This window comes from Neobacillus sp. B4I6 (genome assembly GCF_050434045.1).
Taxonomy (GTDB): domain Bacteria; phylum Bacillota; class Bacilli; order Bacillales; family Cytobacillaceae; genus Neobacillus.
Genome location: NZ_JBNPWB010000002.1, coordinates 5,310,778 through 5,327,424 on the forward strand (window position 1 = coordinate 5,310,778; position 16,647 = coordinate 5,327,424).

The window sequence follows — 16,647 nt, forward strand, 5'->3', positions numbered from 1 at the left end:
AAGTATAGAAAATTAGGGAATAATGTAAAAAAGTAGCTACAACTTAGGGGGATCTACATGAAAAATAAAAAGGAAATTTCAGGCCGAAGATTGCTTGGCATTGCCGGGATGGGCTGGATGTTTGATGCCATGGATGTCGGCATGCTCTCTTTTATCATTGCAGCCTTAAAAGTAGAATGGGAGCTGACTCCTGGGCAGATGGGTTGGATTGGAAGTGTCAATTCGATTGGGATGGCCGTTGGTGCACTTATTTTTGGCTTAATGGCAGATAAAGTTGGCCGCAAAAATGTATTTATCATCACATTATTATTATTTTCCGTTGGGAGCGGGCTATCCGCAATGACCACCACTTTAACCGCCTTTTTAGTGTTAAGATTCTTCATCGGCGCTGGTTTAGGAGGAGAGCTTCCTGTTGCCTCCACACTCGTATCAGAAAGTGTCCCCGCCGAAAAACGCGGCAGGATTGTGGTTCTGCTTGAGAGCTTTTGGGCAGGAGGCTGGCTAGTTGCTGCAGTTATCTCGTATTTCATTATTCCGAAGTTTGGCTGGCAAGTGGCTTTACTTATTAGTGCCATTCCAGCTTTATATGCATTATACCTACGCATGGGGTTGCCGGATTCACCCCGATTTACGGCAGTAAAGGACAAGGAAAAAATTTCAGTCTTCCAAAGCATGAGGAATTTATTTTCAAAGGATTACAGGCGCCAAACAACGATGCTTTGGATCCTATGGTTTTGTGTAGTTTTCTCCTATTATGGAATGTTTTTATGGCTTCCAAGTGTAATGATTATGAAAGGATTCAGCTTAATTAAAAGCTTTGAATATGTGCTAATTATGACGTTAGCGCAGCTCCCCGGTTATTTTACAGCTGCCTGGTTTATTGAAAAATTCGGCCGTAAGTTCGTTTTAGTTGTCTATTTAATTGGTACAGCAGTGAGTGCCTATTTCTTTGGTGCAGCAGAATCGACTGCCCTGTTGATGACTTCAGGAATTCTATTATCATTTTTTAACCTAGGTGCTTGGGGAGGTCTTTATGCTTATACCCCTGAACAATATCCAACCATTATGCGTGGTACAGGCTCTGGTATGGCAGCAGCGATTGGAAGAGTTGGCGGCGTGTTAGGACCCTTATTAGTAGGTAATCTTCTCGCACAGCAAGTATCGATTTCAACCATCTTTATGATCTTCTGTATTTCTGTCTTAATTGGAGCAATGTCCGTTTTCGTGTTGGGAAAAGAAACGAAAAATACGGAACTAGTATAATAAATAGTCCAAAGAGATTCCTTATAGAGGAGTCTCCTTTTATTTATATAGAACGTTGAATCATATTTAACCAAAATATTTAAAAAAGAGAATTTATTTTCCTGTTTCACATAAATCCTTTTCAACTTTAGTGGAATAAAGTCTTTTGAGTGAGTAAAAATCGTATATTTGATATATTGCAAATTATCTTAAAATAATGTATAATACCACTAGACGAACCCCCAAATATTTTGTACAATGTTTTCAGAATATTATCTTTTTTTAAAACAGTTAGACAAAGGTGTTTGGGAAAATTTTTTTCAAAAAACAGGGGGTAAATCATGAGGAAAAAGAAATTAGCTGGTATCTTTATGTCGTTTATGGTTGCAGCAGGTGTGTTGGCAGGATGTAATTCAAGTGCTAGTGGCGATGGGGAAAAAGGAGGCACAATTAAGATTGGTGCGAACCTTGAACTATCGGGTGGAGTAGCTTCTTATGGTCAATCTGCCAAAGAAGGTATTGAGTTAGCAATCGAAGAAATCAACAAAAAAGGTATTAATGGCAAAAAACTAGAATTGGTGACAGTTGACAATAAGTCAGATGCAGCAGAGGCTACAAATGGTGCTCTAAAACTTGCCACTCAGGATAAAGTTGTTGCGATGATCGGTGCGGCAACAAGTACAAACACATTAGCACAAGTGCAGATTGCTCAAGATAACAAAATTCCATTAATTACACCAACGGCAACAAACGCAACGATCACAAATAAAGATGGAAAGGTAAATGACTTTGTATTCCGTACATGCTTCATTGACCCATTCCAAGGTACAGTTGCAGCAAATTTCGCTTCCAATGATTTAAAGGTTAAGAGTGCGGCTGTTCTGATTGATAGTTCAAGCGATTACTCTAAAGGTCTTGCTGCTTCTTTTAAAAAGAGTTTTGAGGCAAATGGCGGAAAAATTGTTAAAGAAGAAGCCTATGTGGCGAAGGATACAGATTTCCGTGCAACCTTAACAAATATAAAATCAGCAAAACCAGAATATATATTCGTTCCTGGCTTTTATGAAGAAGTAGGTTTAATTATCAAACAAGCTCGTGAGCTTGGCTTAAATGTGCCAATCATGGGTGGTGACGGTTGGGACTCTCCTAAACTAGTAGAAATCGCTGGAGCAAATACACTGAATAACACATTTATTACAAACCACTATTCATCAGGTGATAGTGATAAGAAGGTTCAAGACTTTGTTGCAGCGTTCAAAGCAAAATACGATGGTAAATCTCCGGATGCCTTTACAGCTCTAGGTTATGACACAGTATACTTCCTTGCGGATGCGATTAAACGTGCTGGAAGCAGTGATTCTAACAAAATTCAGAAGGCACTCGCTGAAACAGATGGATTAGAACTTGTTTCTGGAAAAGTGAAGCTTGATAAAAACCATGATCCAATCAAAGCCGCTGTTATCCTTGAGTACAAAAACGGTGAACAACAATTTAAGACAAAGATCAATCCTTAAGAGAAAAGCGGAAGCGCCTTAGTGTGAGACAAATTTTATAGTTTGTTAAAGGGATAGGGAGCGTGATGTCTCCCTATTCCGCTGTATAAAAAGAATACAAGTTTCCCAACATGCAAACTTTGTTTAATTGTATTTAAAAAAAGATACGTGAAGTCGGTCCGAAGGAGTGTAAGACATATGGAAATAATACAGCAGCTTGTAAATGGAATATCCTTGGGCAGTATTTATGCATTAATCGCGCTAGGGTATACAATGGTTTATGGTATTGTAAAACTGATTAACTTCGCCCATGGAGATGTATTCATGGTTGGTGCATTCATAGGTTTTTATTCCATTACTATTTTTGATTTAGGATTTTTCCCAGCATTACTTATTTCAATGGTGGCTTGTGCCATCTTTGGTGTTTTAATCGAGAGGATTGCTTATAAGCCTCTTAGAAATGCAACTAGAATTGCGGCCCTTATTACTGCAATTGGGGTTTCGTTGTTTATTGAGTATGGAACCATTTATATTCGTGGTGCCCAGCCGGAAGCCTATCCAGATGGAATCGTTCCAATCAAGAGCTTAGAGCTTTTTGGGGTAAAAATTAGCGGTCAGTCCTTACTTATCTTAGGAACATCGTTATTTTTAATGATTTTACTACAATTTATCGTTCATAAAACAAAAATTGGTAAAGCCATGCGAGCCGTATCACACGATATGGATGCCGCAAGATTAATGGGAATCAATGTGAATAACACGATTTCAGCAACTTTTGCAATTGGATCTGCCCTTGCTGGTGCAGCAGGAGTTATTTTTGGTGTCTACTATACAAAAATTGAGCCATTGATGGGAATTATCCCAGGACTTAAAGCGTTTGTTGCCGCAGTTTTAGGCGGAATTGGGAGTATTCCCGGGGCAATGACTGGCGGTTTAGTTTTGGGTGTAATCGAGTCACTTGTTAGTGCAGCAGGCTACTCCCTATGGCGTGACGCCGTAGCATTTGTCGTCCTTATCTTAATCTTAATCTTCCGTCCAGCAGGTTTATTTGGTAAAAATATCAGGGAAAAGGTTTAAGGGGGTCTTTTAGCGATGGGAATTTTAAAACAAGCGAAGTTTTTCTGGACCTCAATCGTTCTAGCCGTTATATTTTCAGTCGTCATGCAATTTTTAATAACTGGCGGGTCATTGAACCAGTTTTATGTAAACACACTATTTTTTATCGGAATTAATATTATCCTTGCCGCAAGTCTCCATTTAATTATTGGGATTACAGGGCAATTTTCAATTGGACATGCTGGTTTCCTAGCCGTTGGAGCCTACGCTTCAGCGATTATGACCATGAAATTGGGCCTGCCCTTTCCAGTGGCCATCCTTGTTGGCGGATTGGCAGCCGCAGTGGCGGGGCTCATTATAGGGATTCCAACACTAAGATTAAAAGGAGATTATCTTGCCATTGCCACGCTTGGCTTTGGAGAGATTGTAAGAATTGTCTTTTTAAATATTGAATATGTCGGTGGGGCAAGCGGGATGACAGTCTCCCACTTAACAACGTGGCCATGGCTGGTCGCTTGTGTATTGCTAACCATCATTGTGATTGTGAACTTTACCAACTCGACACATGGACGTGCTTGTGTTTCAATTAGAGAAAATGAAATTGCTGCCGATGCAATGGGGATCAATACAACTTTTTATAAGGTTACAGCTTTTGCCATCGGTGCCTTTTTTGCCGGAATTGCCGGTGCCTTATATGCGCATAACTTTTATATCATTCAGCCGACTAACTTTGGCTTTTTGAAATCATTTGATATTTTAATTTTTGTTGTATTAGGCGGGCTTGGAAGTATGTCTGGAGCGGTCATTGCAGCGGTCCTATTAACAATTATTTCGACCTACCTTTCCAGTTATCCAGAGGTTCGGATGGTTGTTTACAGTCTTGTTTTAATTGCAATGATGCTTTTCCGACCACAAGGATTGCTAGGAACGAGAGAGATTACCTCATTCTTTAAAGCTGGTAAAACCGCTAAAGGAGGAGTGCAAAAATGAATGAAAAAACAAAGCTGCTTAAAGTAGAAAATGCCGGGATCCGTTTTGGCGGCTTAAAGGCTGTTTCGGATGTAAACCTGGAATTAAATCAGGGTGAACTTGTCGGTTTAATTGGCCCAAATGGTGCCGGGAAAACGACGTTTTTTAACTTGCTAACAGGTGTTTATGTTCCAACCGAGGGAAGCATTTCGCTAGATGGCGAAAAACTAAATGGCTTAGCGCCTTATAAAATTACCAAAAAAGGAATCAGCCGGACCTTTCAAAACATTCGTTTGTTTAGTGAACTGTCGGTTCTCAATAATGTAAAGGTTGCCTATCATTCGCTGGCCAAGCATTCGATGCTGAGCTCTATTTTACGCCTCCCTTCCCACTTCTCCGGTGAAAAGGAAATGGAAGAAAAGGCGATTGAATTCTTAAAAATCTTTAAGCTAGAAAATGTGATGCATGAAAAGGCAAAAAACTTACCATATGGTCAGCAGCGTCGCCTTGAAATTGCCCGGGCATTAGCTGCTAATCCTAAATTATTGCTTCTGGATGAACCAGCTGCTGGCATGAATCCACAGGAAACAGAAGAACTGATGAATTTAATCGCGTTAATTCGTGAGAGATTTTCGTTAACGATCCTATTAATTGAACACGACATGCCTCTCGTTATGGGTGTCTGTGAGCGAATTTATGTGCTTGACCATGGTCAATTAATTGCCAATGGTACACCTGAACAAATTAGAAATAATCCAAAAGTTATCGAAGCTTATCTTGGAGAGGAGGTCTCCTAATGCTAAAAGTAAATGATATTAATGTTTATTATGGAAATATCCATGCATTGAAGGGAGTTTCTCTCGAGATCAATCAAGGAGAAATTGTCACACTGATTGGCGCCAATGGTGCTGGGAAAAGTACGCTATTACAAACCATATCAGGGTTACTAAAGCCGAAAAATGGTGAAGTCTTGTTTGAAGGTGAACATGTGGAGGGCAAGGTTCCTCAATTAATTGTTAAACGAGGGATTTCACAAGTACCAGAAGGCCGCCGTGTTTTCTCAAACATGTCAGTTGAGGAAAATCTAGAATTAGGTGCGTATTTAAGGAAAGATAAAAAAGGCATTCAAGAAGATTTTGAAAAGATCTATCAGCTATTCCCTCGTTTGCTCGAGCGTCGTAAACAGCTATCTGGTACCCTTTCAGGGGGAGAGCAGCAAATGGTCGCCATGGGCCGCGCATTAATGGCTAGACCGCGATTATTGCTATTAGATGAGCCTTCCATGGGTCTTGCGCCGATTTTAGTAAAAACCATTTTCAAGATTATTGAGGAAATCAATAAAACCGGGACAACCATTTTATTGGTAGAGCAAAATGCTAATATGGCGTTATCGATTGCCGATCGTGCCTATGTCATTGAGACCGGAAAAATTGTTGCTTCAGGTACAGCTGAAGAGCTAAATCAAAGCGATCAAATAAGAAATGCTTATTTAGGCGGTCATTAAGCCTAGACTATAAAAGAGGAGTTGGGAATCCCCCAACTCCTTTTAATATTTCATTTTTCTCTGTTCGGTATCAAGCTAGAATTTGGGTGATTTCGTGTAATTTTTGCTGATCCAGTATGCTGATACTGGATAGTAGTCTTTAAAGTCAGGGAGGAATTTGTAAAGTGGCACAGGGTAAGACCAATGCAATGCGTATTCTTGACGCAAAAAAGGTTAGCTATGAGATGCTGACCTACGATAATAAAGATGGGAAAATCGACGGTGTTTCAGTTGCTGAGAAAATTGGCCGGGAGCCAAAGGAAGTCTATAAAACGCTTGTTGCAATGGGCGCGAGCAGGAATATATTTGTTTTCGTCATTCCCGTGGCAGAGGAATTGGATTTGAAGAAGGCAGCCAAAGCAGCCGGTGAAAAGAATATTGAAATGCTTCCGGTGAAGGATATTCAGAAATGGACTGGATATATCCGCGGCGGCTGCTCGCCGATTGGCATGAAAAAAGAATTTAAGACGTTTATTGATGTAAGCTGTAGGTCGATCGATTCAATCATAGTTAGTGGTGGGAAAATCGGGGTTCAAATCGTATTAGACCCTATTCTATTGCAAGAGGTCACAAAAGCTGACATTGTCCCCATCATTAAGTAAGATTTTTTCCCTAGGCACTCACCCATAAATAACAATCGCATAAGATAGGGTGAAATTGAGTTTATCTTACGATTGTCACTATAAAAGGGAGTGTTGATGAGTGGCAGGGAAAACCAGAAATTACTTTGCAGGCGGGAATACAGCGAGAGGCTTTCATAATTTATATGACTCCAATCTTCAAGGTCTCGACCGATTATTTATTTTAAAAGGCGGTCCAGGAACAGGTAAATCCTCATTAATGAAAAAAATCGGTAATGAGTGGCTTGAAAAGGGCTATGATATTGAATTTTTACATTGTTCTTCTGATAACAATTCCATTGATGGAGTGTTGATCCCAGCGTTAAAAGTGGGAATTGTCGATGGTACCGCTCCGCATGTGATTGAACCGAAGGCACCAGGAGCGGTTGACGAATACATTAACCTTGGTGAAGCCTGGGATGCCCGTGCGCTGGCCATCCATAAAAATACGATCCTGAAGTTAACCAATCAGATTAGTCAATCCTTTCATAAGGCGTACGATACCTATAAAGAAGCCCTGGATATCCACGATGATTGGGAAAAGATTTATATCAACAGTATGGACTTTAAGAAAGCCGATCAATTAACTAACAAATTAATTGATACCTTCTTTGGAAAAATGAAGCTCAGTAAAAAATCTGATATCCGCCATCGCTTTTTAGGTGCTGCTACGCCAAAAGGGCCGGTAGATTATGTCCCGAATCTAACCGAAGAAATTCCAAAACGTTATTTCATTAAAGGGCGCCCGGGTTCTGGGAAATCAACGATGCTGAAGAAGCTTGCCGCAGCGGCCGAAGTAAGAGGGGTCGATGTAGAAGTATATCATTGCGGATTTGACCCGCACAGCCTTGATATGGTCATCTTTAGGGAATTAGGAATTGCTATCTTTGATAGTACCGCACCACATGAATATTTCCCAAGCAGAGATGGGGATGAAATCATTGATATGTATGAATTACTGATTGCGTCCGGGACAGATGAAATTTTTGCCGATATCATCACTAAAATCTCGACGAATTACAAAAATAAAATGCTTGAGGCTACTTCTTATTTGGCTAAGGCAAAGGAACTTCATGATGAGTTAGAGGAAATTTATATTGCCGCCATGGATTTTTCAGTCGTCGAACGGATCCAGGGTAAAATTGCGGAGGAAATCAGGGAGTTAGCAGCAAGCAAGGTAGAATAACCAAACGTTTGAATATCACTAGTATATATTAATAGCTTTTCACCAATTTAGGCTGGGTGCATACAGTAGAGGGAATATAAATAGAAGGGGACTAAAGCCTTGGATCATTTCAATTACCCTCAGGGGCATGGTAGTATGCCTAATTTTTCTTATGAAAACAACCTGCGGCAATCACCGCCGCATGGTGGAGGCCAACAGCATCAGCCGCCGTCGCATGGTGGAGGCCAGCAGCTGCCGTCGCATGGTGGAGGCCAGCAGCTGCCGTCGCATGGTGGAGGCCAGCAGCTGCCGTCGCATGGTGGAGGCCAGCAGCTGCCGTCGCATGGTGGAGGCCAGCAGCTGCCGTCGCATGGTGGAGGCCAGCAGCTGCCGTCGCACGGTGGAGGACATCAACCACCGTCGCACGGTGGAGGACATCAACCACCGCCGCACGGAGGAGGACATCAACCACCACCGCACGGAGGAGGACATCACCCGCCGCCGCACGGGGGAGGACCGCCGTACGGAGGGGGATATCATCCACCATTTGGAGGTGGCCTTCATTATGGAGGTGCCCCGACTGCACCGCCGCCAACCTACATCCCTCAGGAAACAGCTGGATTATATGCGGTTGACCCTGGTGGAATTAGGCACTGTCTGTACCGTTATACCTATGTTTGGTTGAATAATGGTAGAAGCTTCTGGTATTATCCAACCTATGTAGGCAGAACCTCGATCGCCGGGTATCGCTGGCGAGGATACCACTGGGAATATTACGGAATGGATTTAAACAGAATCCGTTCGTTTAGTTGTCACTAAGGAGTCAGAACTGTCCCTAAACTGGGCAGTTCTTTCTTTTGGTGGCACTCATCTTAATAATCAATGGTTGAGTGTAGCCATACACATTCCAACTTATATGAAAAATTTAGATAACAAAGGAGTGAATTGGGCAACATACTAAAATACTTGAAATCAAAGGGGCTTACATAATGGCAAAAGACGAGAATGCAGAAAATGAAACGGTTGAAGCAAACATTAAGATTAACGAACAACTTGAAGATGGGAAGGTACAGGCATCTACAGAAAGACGTTCTGCAGCAGAAAGTGCAAACCTCGAAATGCAGGATCAATTCAGAGGTGAGCAAAAACAGCCCTCTGAAGGTGTTTCGGGTGCATTTATTTTTAACCCATCAATAAAATTAAATGAGGATAATGAAGACTAAAAAATCGACTTTCAAATGTGAAAGTCGATTTTTACCTTTTAAGGGTTTGGATTCGTCTTGCTTTTCTGTCCTTTATTGCGCTTATTACCTTTGCTGTTGTCACCGCTCACAAACTCGCTGGCAAATTCAGCCTCTGCATGCCCTGCTTGCGGGGAGTTTTGATTGTTGCTGCCCTTGTTGTATTTCTTGGTCATGGTAATATCCCTCCTTTTCTACTATGGTTTAGTTTGGTTTCAGGAAAGTGGTTTATTCGAAAAAAATAAAGGAAATATTGGGAGGTAGGAGAATTACTATTGATTTAGTGGGTATTTTTTTTAAAGGGTGGAATTGGATGTCGCCAAATATTGCGCTGTTAACACAACTATTTGAAGAAAATCGCAATGAAGAGAATGCCGGACCGATGAAGAAATATATGAAAGATCATTTCCCCTTCTTGGGCATCAAGAAACCACAGCGCAGTGTGCTGGAAAAGCAATTTTTTCAAGAGACAGGGATCTTAAAAGAGCCGTTTAACCAAGATCTGATTCGAGAGCTTTGGGCGAAGGAAGAACGAGAATACCAATATACAGCATTGGTTTATATGGAAAAGTCGTTGAATAAGCTAGAGAAAACGGATTTGCCATTTATGGAGGAACTGATTACAACCAAGTCTTGGTGGGATACGGTTGATGCGATTGCTCCCAAGCCGGTTGGGAAAATTGCCGAGAAATTCCCCGAAGTGGCGGCCGAAACAATTAATGGCTGGGCCATTGATGATAATCTCTGGCTGCGAAGAGCGGCACTGCTTTTTCAATTAAAATATAAGGGAAAAACGAATGAGGAATTGCTCTATCAGTACATACGGCAAAATGCGGACAGTAAGGAATTTTTTATCCAAAAGGCAATTGGCTGGGTGTTACGTGAATATTCGAAGACAAATCCTTCCTCTGCAAAGGGATTTATTGAAGGAACAAAGTTAGCGCCGTTAAGTGTTCGCGAAGGTAGTAAGTATGTAGCATGAGCATATGGGAGAAAATGTTTTGGTAATCATGTTAAAATGGCAATAATGAAAATGGATAGAGGGTGGACAACATGATTAAATGTATTGCATCAGACATGGATGGAACATTATTGAATTCGAATCAATTAATCAGCGAGGAAAATAAGGAAGCGATCGTAAAAGCACAAGCGCAAGGAATTGAATTTGTGGTCGCAACTGGAAGATCGTATCAAGAAGCAACTTACGTCTTAGCTCAAGCTGGCATAACTTGCCCGGTTATCTGTGCGAATGGCGCAGAGGTACGCTCCAAGGAAGGAGTCGTTCTTTCGGCTACGCCAATCAGCAAACAAATGGCAAGAGAGGTAGCGGCAAGGCTAAGGGAAAAGGATGTTTATTTCGAAGTATACACAAACAAAGGTGCCTTCACGATGGATGCCGACAAGGCGGTATCCATTCTCGTTGACATCATTATGAGTGCCAATCCCGAAGTAAATCGAGAAGAGATTAAAGAGGCTGCTGGGGCTAGACTGCGTGATGGCCTAATACATACGATCGAAGATTATGAACTTTTATTTGCCGATGAAAACTACCAAATCTATAAATTACTTGCCTTCTCCTTTGATGCAGACCGACTGGAGTCAGCAAACGAGTCCATTTCAGAGCTAGAAGGAATCGTCGTTTCAACGTCTGGCCATGATAATTTGGAAATTACCAATGAACAGGCTCAAAAGGGGATTGCATTGGAGTCGTTTGTAAAGGTAAAAGGGATTGATTTAGCGGAAACCATGGCGATTGGCGATAATTATAATGATGTTTCCATGCTTGAAAAAGCAGGAAGATCGGTCGCAATGGGAAATGCCGATTATTACATAAAGTCTCTTTGTGATGTGATTACGGATACGAATGAAGAAAGTGGCGTAGCGAAGGCGATTCTTGAGGTAATTTAAGAAAGGTAGGAGTCAATGAATAAAGCGTGTTCTATTTTACTACTGATGGTTGTCATGTTGTCGGGCTGTTCTCTTTTTGAAAAAAGGGACGATAGGATCCAAGAGGAAGAGGTCGTTGTGAATCAGCCAAATATAGAAGTTTTGGCTGAAAAATTGCAAGTGCCTTGGTCAATTGATCGGGTGAACCAAGCTTTCTACATCAATGAACGAACCGGAAATATCGTTAAGATTGAAAATGGTAAAATAGAACGCCAGCCAGTTCGTTTAGAAAAGCCGCTTGCCAAGGCGGCTGAAGCGGGACTGCTAGGCTTTGTTCTTGATCCTCAGTTTCTAGATAATCATAAGGCTTACGCCTATTATACCTATAGTGATGATGGCAAGGGGCAATTTAATCGGGTGATTATCCTAAGGACGAACGGTTCTGTGTGGTCCGAGGAGAAAATTCTGCTGGACCGGATTCCGAGTGCTGCCTATCATCACGGCGGCAGGCTGAAAATCGGTCCGGATGGGATGCTGTACATCACCACAGGTGATGCGACCACTCCGGAAACGGCTCAGAACCTGAATGCATTAAATGGAAAAATTTTACGAATGAAGTTAGATGGGACGATTCCTGCAGACAACCCTTTTCCAAACTCATATGTCTACAGTTATGGCCATCGCAATCCGCAGGGATTAGTGTGGGTTGGCGGGACTTTATATGCAAGTGAGCACGGTCCATCGGCTCATGATGAAATCAATCGGATTACCCCAGGGGCGAATTCTGGCTGGCCGGTAATTCAAGGCGACGAACAGCAAGCGGGGATGGTAACCCCATTGTATCAGTCCGGTGATGAAACGTGGGCACCGTCAGGGTTGGCTGTGGCGAATGGGAAGCTTTATGCAGCAACATTAAGAGGCAATGCCGTCCGCGAATTTGGTTTGCGTCAGAAGATTACTAGACCCGTCATTACAAGTCTGGGGCGAATTCGTGACCTTTATGTCGACGGCGACTACCTCTACTTTGTCAGCAACAACACCGACGGCAGAGGAAATCCGGACGAAAAAGACGATAAACTATATCGTGTGCTATTACGAGATTTATAAACCGAAAAGGAAAAGGGTGTCAGGCACCATGTGAAGAATTCACATGGTGCCTGACACCCTTCTTTTTCTAGAGTATCTCAATCTTTAAGGAATTCACCTGAGAGACGAGGAGTTCTTCGTATTCTTTTTGAGCTTGGTAGTAGATTTCTTGTTCGCCTGCTTTTGGGTTTTCTTTTTTGACTTTTTCAATTAAGTCCTTTTGCACCTTCTGGGACATGACAATCATTTGATATTGCTGTTTTTCCGTTGCCCAAAATTTCTCTGCACCGTACTCATTGATTAGCTTTTTAGCGGATTCGAACTGATTATATTGTTCGCGCGCTTTGAGGAGGGCTGTATCCACTTCCGTTTCAGTTGCTTTATGGCCCTTTTCATCCGCCAGTAAGGCCATCGCACGGAGGCGGATAATTTGCGTTAATAATTGATTTTTATCCTCAAGTGTTTTTTCCTGGGAAACTAAATAAGCCAATTCTTCCTCTAACTGTTTACCCGTGTATTTTTTCTGGGCGCTCTCACGGTTGATTTCCAGCTGTAACTGGTTAATAAACTTATAGAAGCTGACATCTTCATTGGTAATCCATTCGCCGTTGATGATGGCGACACCTTTTGGCTTAGTCACATGTAGATCGATGACTTTCTCTGCCTTTTTGCCGTCTTTTTCTAATGTAAACGCGGCCTCATATTTACCGCCCATCGGCAGATTCACTTTGCCGGAGTAGGTCCCATTTTTGCCTTCCACAAGGTTAACATCATAGCTGCCATGGTCCATATTGGTCATCGATAATTGTGCGGCGACCTTCAGCCCTTTCACGGCCTTGTTGTTTTCAGTTACTTTTATTTCAAAGGGCATCGCTGTGTCCTTGACGAAATAAAGGTCCTTCGTCACTGTTACCTTATAGTCAGGGCCTGAACTGCATCCTGTGATTAAGGCAATCAGCAGAAGCAAGCTAAAGATAATCCGTGTCTTCATGAACTGATTCCTCCTAAATTATGAGTTTGTAAGAATTCATCTACTGTAAACTTTTCCATTTTTCCATTGTCCAAATAGGCGACATGGGTGCAAATCTGCTTGATTTCATCAAGATGGTGGGAAGACAGCAGAATCGTTTTATCATGGAGGGAACCAAGGACCTCCAAAATTTCTTTTCTTCCGAGCGGGTCGATGCCGCTCGTCGGTTCATCCAGAATGAGCAGGCTTGAATTCTGATAAAGGGTGATTGCTAAACCAAGGCGCTGCAGCATCCCTTTGGAATATTTCTTCACTTGAACATCACGGTCCTCCCACAAGCTGACCGAGCGAAGCACCTGCTCGATCCGTTCCTGGTTGACCGTCTTGGTCACAGCTTCTGCAAAGAAGGTGATATTTTCAAGACCGGTCAGCATCGGATATAGCATGAATTTTTCCGGCAAATAAGCAATCGTCTTTTTCCATTCATCATTTTTCTTGTTAACAGCAGTCCCGTTAATCAAAATTTCCCCTTGCTTCACTGGCAGTAACCCAAGCAGACTATTGATGAACGTTGATTTTCCGGCCCCATTGCGGCCAACAAGGGCACATATTTCGTTCGGGTTAATGTCTAGATTGATGGAATCTAAGACATTTTTTTTTCCAAACGATTGGTTTAAATTCGTTACTTTGATCATTCGTACCCCTCCTTACGGTTGAAAACAATCGCTGTTAAAAACGAAGTGATAAGCCAGAATAACAGATTTCCGAGCAGGAAGAATACAGGTTTCGTCCACATAAATGCTTGTAAGAGCCTTGACATATGGCCAAAGGAATACACGCCCGTGCCTGTTTCTAGAAACATTCGAATTGCTTGAAGCGGATTTAAAAAGTAGACGGAAGAAAATAGTTTCACATTTTCATGGGTGACATCAGGTAAGAACGACAGCAAGATAAAATCATGTAAGAAGAAAAAGTAAAACCAGACGAAGATCGTAAACCCTAAAATCTGCATCCGCGAGCGGCTAAAGCTGCCGATGGCCGCACCTATTTGCAGGAAGACGAGACTCATACAAACGATTGCTGCAACAAAGATAAAATAGCCCTTTATATCGAGATGGAAATTAAATTTTAATAGGAACAAATAGATGAAAAACCAAGTAATCAGCGGGACAAGGACGACTGCATAAAGCCCAAGGCTTTTTTTAATTAGGAAGCTTCCGAAAGAGTCTGTCTTTGTCAGCAGCATGATCAATGTTTTTTGTTCCTTTTCTTGAAAAATCGAGAAGGCCCCGATAAATAGGCATAGAATCGGAATAAAATAGATAATCGTATCAAACAAGTTGATTAAGAGAACATAAAAGCCTTTATCAAATGAAAGGGCTGAGGAACGAAATAAAATCGCGATTGAAATGAGAACAATAATGCTTAGACTTAGCCAAAGCCCTTTTCCTCTTATATTTTCCTTCCATTCCTTCCAAATGTAATGCATAGTAGGTGTCTCCCCTTTATTAAAATCCCCACAATTAGTAAGCTGACAATAAGGAAAATAGCCTTCGTATGTGTTCCATTTGACGCTGTTAATGGGTGTGGGTCATTAAACATAATGGCTTCGTTTGTAAGTGCGGCATTCATTTTTTCATATATCTTCAGGGCCGGACTTTTTAAAAATAAATAGGATAATTCTTGGTCCTCCATTAATTGATATAAAGATGAACGATAGGTTATTGGAAAATCCCCAATGCGGTCTTGGTCTAAATCGGTAATCGGGAACGAGCTGCCCCAGTCATTCCCTTTGCCATCCTTGCTCCAAGAGTTATTCTCACTATTGCCGCCAAGAGTTACCGCAGGAATCGTATTTTCGGAAATTTGGTTTAATGTAAATACTTGATCATTGGAACTCGCCCATAGTTCAATTCCGATTTGGTTTTGAACGATTTTGTTGTGACGAAATTCGTTTCTTGTCGCTTGATCGATATACAAACCACGCTGGTTCATGTAAAAGATATTATTGGCGATAAAATTATCATTGGCTTGGAGGAGTAATAGGCCAAATGATTGGTTGCCGTAGTTAACGATAAATTGATTATCCTCGAGCTTCAAATGATTGGAGTTCATAATGGCTGCGCCGCCGGTATTCATCGTGAAGGTATTTTTCTTAAAAATGTTTTCGTCGGAATACATGTAATGCAGTCCATATCTTGTGTGGCTGATATTATTTTCATAGCTGTAATTGTTGTTGGCATATTCAAAGAACATCCCGTCCCGGGTGCCCTCAATCGTATTCTTTTCAAGCAGATTATCATTTGCATAATAAACGTGAATTCCATTTCCCTGCTCGGCGATTTTGCCCTTGCCCATTCCCTTAATATGGTTTGCACGAATCGTATTATCGTGAGCCTGGCTTAAATATATGCCGTGAAAGGAGTCGCGGATGTTGATATGTTCGACGACGTTGCTGTTTGTATAAATCTTGATGGCCGCGTATTCCTCAGCAGAGTTCCGGTTCATACTTCCGTGCGTTACTGTTAGATGGCTCAGCTTCACATGAGGGGCTTTAATGGAAATGACATTTCCCGTTCCGTCGCCCTTAATAACGGTTTTAGGTGAGCCAATAATCGTCATTGCCTTGTTGATGACAATATTGCCCTGATAGGTTTTATTTTCAAGCTGTAATACCGCCCCATCTTTCAGGCTGTCGATGGTTGCTTGTAAACTTTCGGCGGCCAGCTTTTTCTCAGGGCTCATCAGTAGAAATAGAGAAAAAATGAAAGATAAGAGCGCAGTTTTTTTCATTTACTTTCGATCCTTCCATATCGGAATGAGTAATAGGATAAAGGCTGCAATTACCAAATACGTACCTAGGCCAAGCAGGCTGGTGGTTTGAAAGTTCGCTACAGTGTTATGCCCTAAAATAGGCGGTACAAATGGATCCATTTTTATTGGTGCATCGGGACTTAAGTTGGTGCCAAACTTTTTCAGTGCATGTTGGAGGTCGAATACTCCTAGCCCGCCGCCAATTACAAATAGGCCGATTAATCCATATAGAACCGATTTTTTTCGTAGAAGGGCTGTTAATAGAGTTAGAGCAGCTAATCCTCCCACTAAATAGGGTAAATACGATAATTCAGGGAAGTTTTTTTCACTGAAGTTCGCCATCCCAATATAGTGGTTGAGACCATTGACAATATCGATTTCGCCCCCAAGCTTATTTGGGTAAACAATGATATTCAACCCTTCGGGATATTGCGGTGCAACAAAGACCATTTTCCACCATGGGAAAAATAATGAGATGACAATTAAAATAGTTGAAGCAGTTATTAATAATGAAGAAACCACTGATAATTTCTTAGTTTTACCCTTCATGTTAACATCGCC

19 protein-coding genes are annotated in these 16,647 nt (G+C 41.6%); 13 read left to right on the forward strand and 6 right to left on the reverse strand.

What is annotated here, in order from left to right; genetic code table 11:
* Positions 1-57 precede the first annotated feature (57 nt).
* The 10 genes from QF028_RS28455 (at position 58) to QF028_RS28500 (ending at position 9,311) form a co-directional block, all read left to right on the forward strand.
* Entirely contained in the window at positions 58-1,263 is a 1,206-nt protein-coding gene (locus QF028_RS28455) for an MFS transporter (protein WP_429470773.1), read from the forward strand.
* A 320-nt stretch (positions 1,264-1,583) separates the two neighbouring features.
* A complete protein-coding gene (locus QF028_RS28460) occupies positions 1,584-2,756 on the forward strand; it encodes an ABC transporter substrate-binding protein (RefSeq protein ID WP_429470775.1) in 1,173 nt (390 codons plus the stop codon).
* Between the two features lie 177 nt (positions 2,757-2,933).
* A complete protein-coding gene (locus tag QF028_RS28465) occupies positions 2,934-3,812 on the forward strand; it encodes a branched-chain amino acid ABC transporter permease (RefSeq protein WP_429470779.1) in 879 nt (292 codons plus the stop codon).
* Positions 3,813-3,827: 15 nt separating this feature from the next.
* Positions 3,828-4,781 carry a branched-chain amino acid ABC transporter permease gene (locus tag QF028_RS28470; RefSeq protein ID WP_168241351.1) on the forward strand — a complete coding sequence of 318 codons (954 nt, stop codon included), beginning with the start codon at positions 3,828-3,830 and terminating at the stop codon, positions 4,779-4,781.
* Complete coding sequence (locus QF028_RS28475) at positions 4,778-5,557, forward strand: ABC transporter ATP-binding protein (protein WP_215001428.1); 780 nt, start codon at positions 4,778-4,780, stop codon at positions 5,555-5,557. The genes QF028_RS28470 and QF028_RS28475 overlap by 4 nt, the downstream gene beginning before the upstream one ends.
* Positions 5,557-6,264, forward strand: a complete 708-nt coding sequence (locus tag QF028_RS28480; protein WP_088084811.1) for an ABC transporter ATP-binding protein — start codon at positions 5,557-5,559, stop codon at positions 6,262-6,264. Before QF028_RS28475 ends, QF028_RS28480 begins: the two co-directional genes overlap by 1 nt.
* Positions 6,265-6,428: 164 nt before the next feature.
* On the forward strand, positions 6,429-6,905 hold the full coding sequence (ybaK, locus tag QF028_RS28485; protein WP_429470783.1) for a Cys-tRNA(Pro) deacylase: 477 nt from the start codon (positions 6,429-6,431) through the stop codon (positions 6,903-6,905).
* Positions 6,906-7,005: 100 nt separating this feature from the next.
* Positions 7,006-8,109, forward strand: coding sequence for a PRK06851 family protein (locus tag QF028_RS28490; protein ID WP_429470785.1), 1,104 nt, complete (start codon positions 7,006-7,008; stop codon positions 8,107-8,109).
* Between the two features lie 151 nt (positions 8,110-8,260).
* Positions 8,261-8,773, forward strand: coding sequence for a hypothetical protein (locus QF028_RS28495; protein ID WP_429470787.1), 513 nt, complete (start codon positions 8,261-8,263; stop codon positions 8,771-8,773).
* Positions 8,774-9,077: 304 nt separating this feature from the next.
* The gene (locus tag QF028_RS28500; RefSeq protein WP_429470789.1) at positions 9,078-9,311 is read left to right on the forward strand and encodes a hypothetical protein; all 234 of its coding nucleotides are present in this window, start codon (positions 9,078-9,080) and stop codon (positions 9,309-9,311) included.
* A 38-nt stretch (positions 9,312-9,349) separates the two neighbouring features.
* Here the strand turns inward: QF028_RS28500 and QF028_RS28505 are convergent, their stop codons facing one another.
* A complete protein-coding gene (locus QF028_RS28505; RefSeq protein WP_168241344.1) occupies positions 9,350-9,505 on the reverse strand; it encodes a hypothetical protein in 156 nt (51 codons plus the stop codon).
* Between the two features lie 137 nt (positions 9,506-9,642).
* Here QF028_RS28505 and QF028_RS28510 point away from each other — a divergent pair, with 137 nt between their 5' ends.
* The 3 genes from QF028_RS28510 to QF028_RS28520 all read left to right on the forward strand — a co-directional run bounded on the left by QF028_RS28510 (position 9,643) and on the right by QF028_RS28520 (position 12,323).
* Positions 9,643-10,311, forward strand: coding sequence for a DNA alkylation repair protein (locus QF028_RS28510; RefSeq protein WP_429470791.1), 669 nt, complete (start codon positions 9,643-9,645; stop codon positions 10,309-10,311).
* A gap of 71 nt (positions 10,312-10,382) precedes the next feature.
* Positions 10,383-11,237, forward strand: a complete 855-nt coding sequence (locus tag QF028_RS28515) for a Cof-type HAD-IIB family hydrolase (RefSeq protein WP_429470793.1) — start codon at positions 10,383-10,385, stop codon at positions 11,235-11,237.
* A 15-nt stretch (positions 11,238-11,252) separates the two neighbouring features.
* Positions 11,253-12,323, forward strand: a complete 1,071-nt coding sequence (locus tag QF028_RS28520) for a PQQ-dependent sugar dehydrogenase (RefSeq protein ID WP_429470795.1) — start codon at positions 11,253-11,255, stop codon at positions 12,321-12,323.
* A gap of 67 nt (positions 12,324-12,390) precedes the next feature.
* Here QF028_RS28520 and QF028_RS28525 read toward each other — a convergent pair whose 3' ends face one another.
* Genes QF028_RS28525 through QF028_RS28545 form a run of 5 tightly spaced genes read right to left on the reverse strand, consistent with a single transcriptional unit; the run spans position 12,391 to position 16,635 of the window.
* Positions 12,391-13,293: a FixH family protein gene (locus tag QF028_RS28525; protein ID WP_429470797.1), complete on the reverse strand. Its 903-nt coding sequence runs from the start codon at positions 13,291-13,293 to the stop codon at positions 12,391-12,393.
* Positions 13,290-13,967 (reverse strand): ABC transporter ATP-binding protein, encoded by a 678-nt coding sequence (locus tag QF028_RS28530; RefSeq protein WP_429470799.1) that lies wholly within the window; start codon positions 13,965-13,967, stop codon positions 13,290-13,292. The genes QF028_RS28525 and QF028_RS28530 overlap by 4 nt, the downstream gene beginning before the upstream one ends.
* On the reverse strand, positions 13,964-14,761 hold the full coding sequence (locus QF028_RS28535) for an ABC transporter permease (protein WP_429470801.1): 798 nt from the start codon (positions 14,759-14,761) through the stop codon (positions 13,964-13,966). The genes QF028_RS28530 and QF028_RS28535 overlap by 4 nt, the downstream gene beginning before the upstream one ends.
* Positions 14,725-16,065 (reverse strand): nitrous oxide reductase family maturation protein NosD, encoded by a 1,341-nt coding sequence (nosD, locus tag QF028_RS28540; protein ID WP_429470803.1) that lies wholly within the window; start codon positions 16,063-16,065, stop codon positions 14,725-14,727. Before nosD ends, QF028_RS28535 begins: the two co-directional genes overlap by 37 nt.
* The gene (locus QF028_RS28545; RefSeq protein WP_429470805.1) at positions 16,066-16,635 is read right to left on the reverse strand and encodes a hypothetical protein; all 570 of its coding nucleotides are present in this window, start codon (positions 16,633-16,635) and stop codon (positions 16,066-16,068) included.
* Positions 16,636-16,647 lie beyond the last annotated feature (12 nt).

Coding starts and splice junctions, on each gene's coding strand:
- QF028_RS28545 (WP_429470805.1), bottom strand. CDS start 16,635: ATGAAGGGTAAAACTAAGAAATTATCAGTGGTTTCTTCATTATTAATA.
- QF028_RS28455 (WP_429470773.1), top strand. CDS start 58: ATGAAAAATAAAAAGGAAATTTCAGGCCGAAGATTGCTTGGCATTGCC.
- QF028_RS28495 (WP_429470787.1), top strand. CDS start 8,261: ATGAAAACAACCTGCGGCAATCACCGCCGCATGGTGGAGGCCAACAGC.
- QF028_RS28510 (WP_429470791.1), top strand. CDS start 9,643: ATGTCGCCAAATATTGCGCTGTTAACACAACTATTTGAAGAAAATCGC.
- QF028_RS28530 (WP_429470799.1), bottom strand. CDS start 13,967: ATGATCAAAGTAACGAATTTAAACCAATCGTTTGGAAAAAAAAATGTC.
- QF028_RS28465 (WP_429470779.1), top strand. CDS start 2,934: ATGGAAATAATACAGCAGCTTGTAAATGGAATATCCTTGGGCAGTATT.
- QF028_RS28475 (WP_215001428.1), top strand. CDS start 4,778: ATGAATGAAAAAACAAAGCTGCTTAAAGTAGAAAATGCCGGGATCCGT.
- QF028_RS28525 (WP_429470797.1), bottom strand. CDS start 13,293: ATGAAGACACGGATTATCTTTAGCTTGCTTCTGCTGATTGCCTTAATC.
- nosD (WP_429470803.1), bottom strand. CDS start 16,065: ATGAAAAAAACTGCGCTCTTATCTTTCATTTTTTCTCTATTTCTACTG.
- QF028_RS28515 (WP_429470793.1), top strand. CDS start 10,383: ATGATTAAATGTATTGCATCAGACATGGATGGAACATTATTGAATTCG.
- QF028_RS28500 (WP_429470789.1), top strand. CDS start 9,078: ATGGCAAAAGACGAGAATGCAGAAAATGAAACGGTTGAAGCAAACATT.
- QF028_RS28460 (WP_429470775.1), top strand. CDS start 1,584: ATGAGGAAAAAGAAATTAGCTGGTATCTTTATGTCGTTTATGGTTGCA.
- QF028_RS28480 (WP_088084811.1), top strand. CDS start 5,557: ATGCTAAAAGTAAATGATATTAATGTTTATTATGGAAATATCCATGCA.
- QF028_RS28470 (WP_168241351.1), top strand. CDS start 3,828: ATGGGAATTTTAAAACAAGCGAAGTTTTTCTGGACCTCAATCGTTCTA.
- QF028_RS28535 (WP_429470801.1), bottom strand. CDS start 14,761: ATGCATTACATTTGGAAGGAATGGAAGGAAAATATAAGAGGAAAAGGG.
- QF028_RS28520 (WP_429470795.1), top strand. CDS start 11,253: ATGAATAAAGCGTGTTCTATTTTACTACTGATGGTTGTCATGTTGTCG.
- QF028_RS28505 (WP_168241344.1), bottom strand. CDS start 9,505: ATGACCAAGAAATACAACAAGGGCAGCAACAATCAAAACTCCCCGCAA.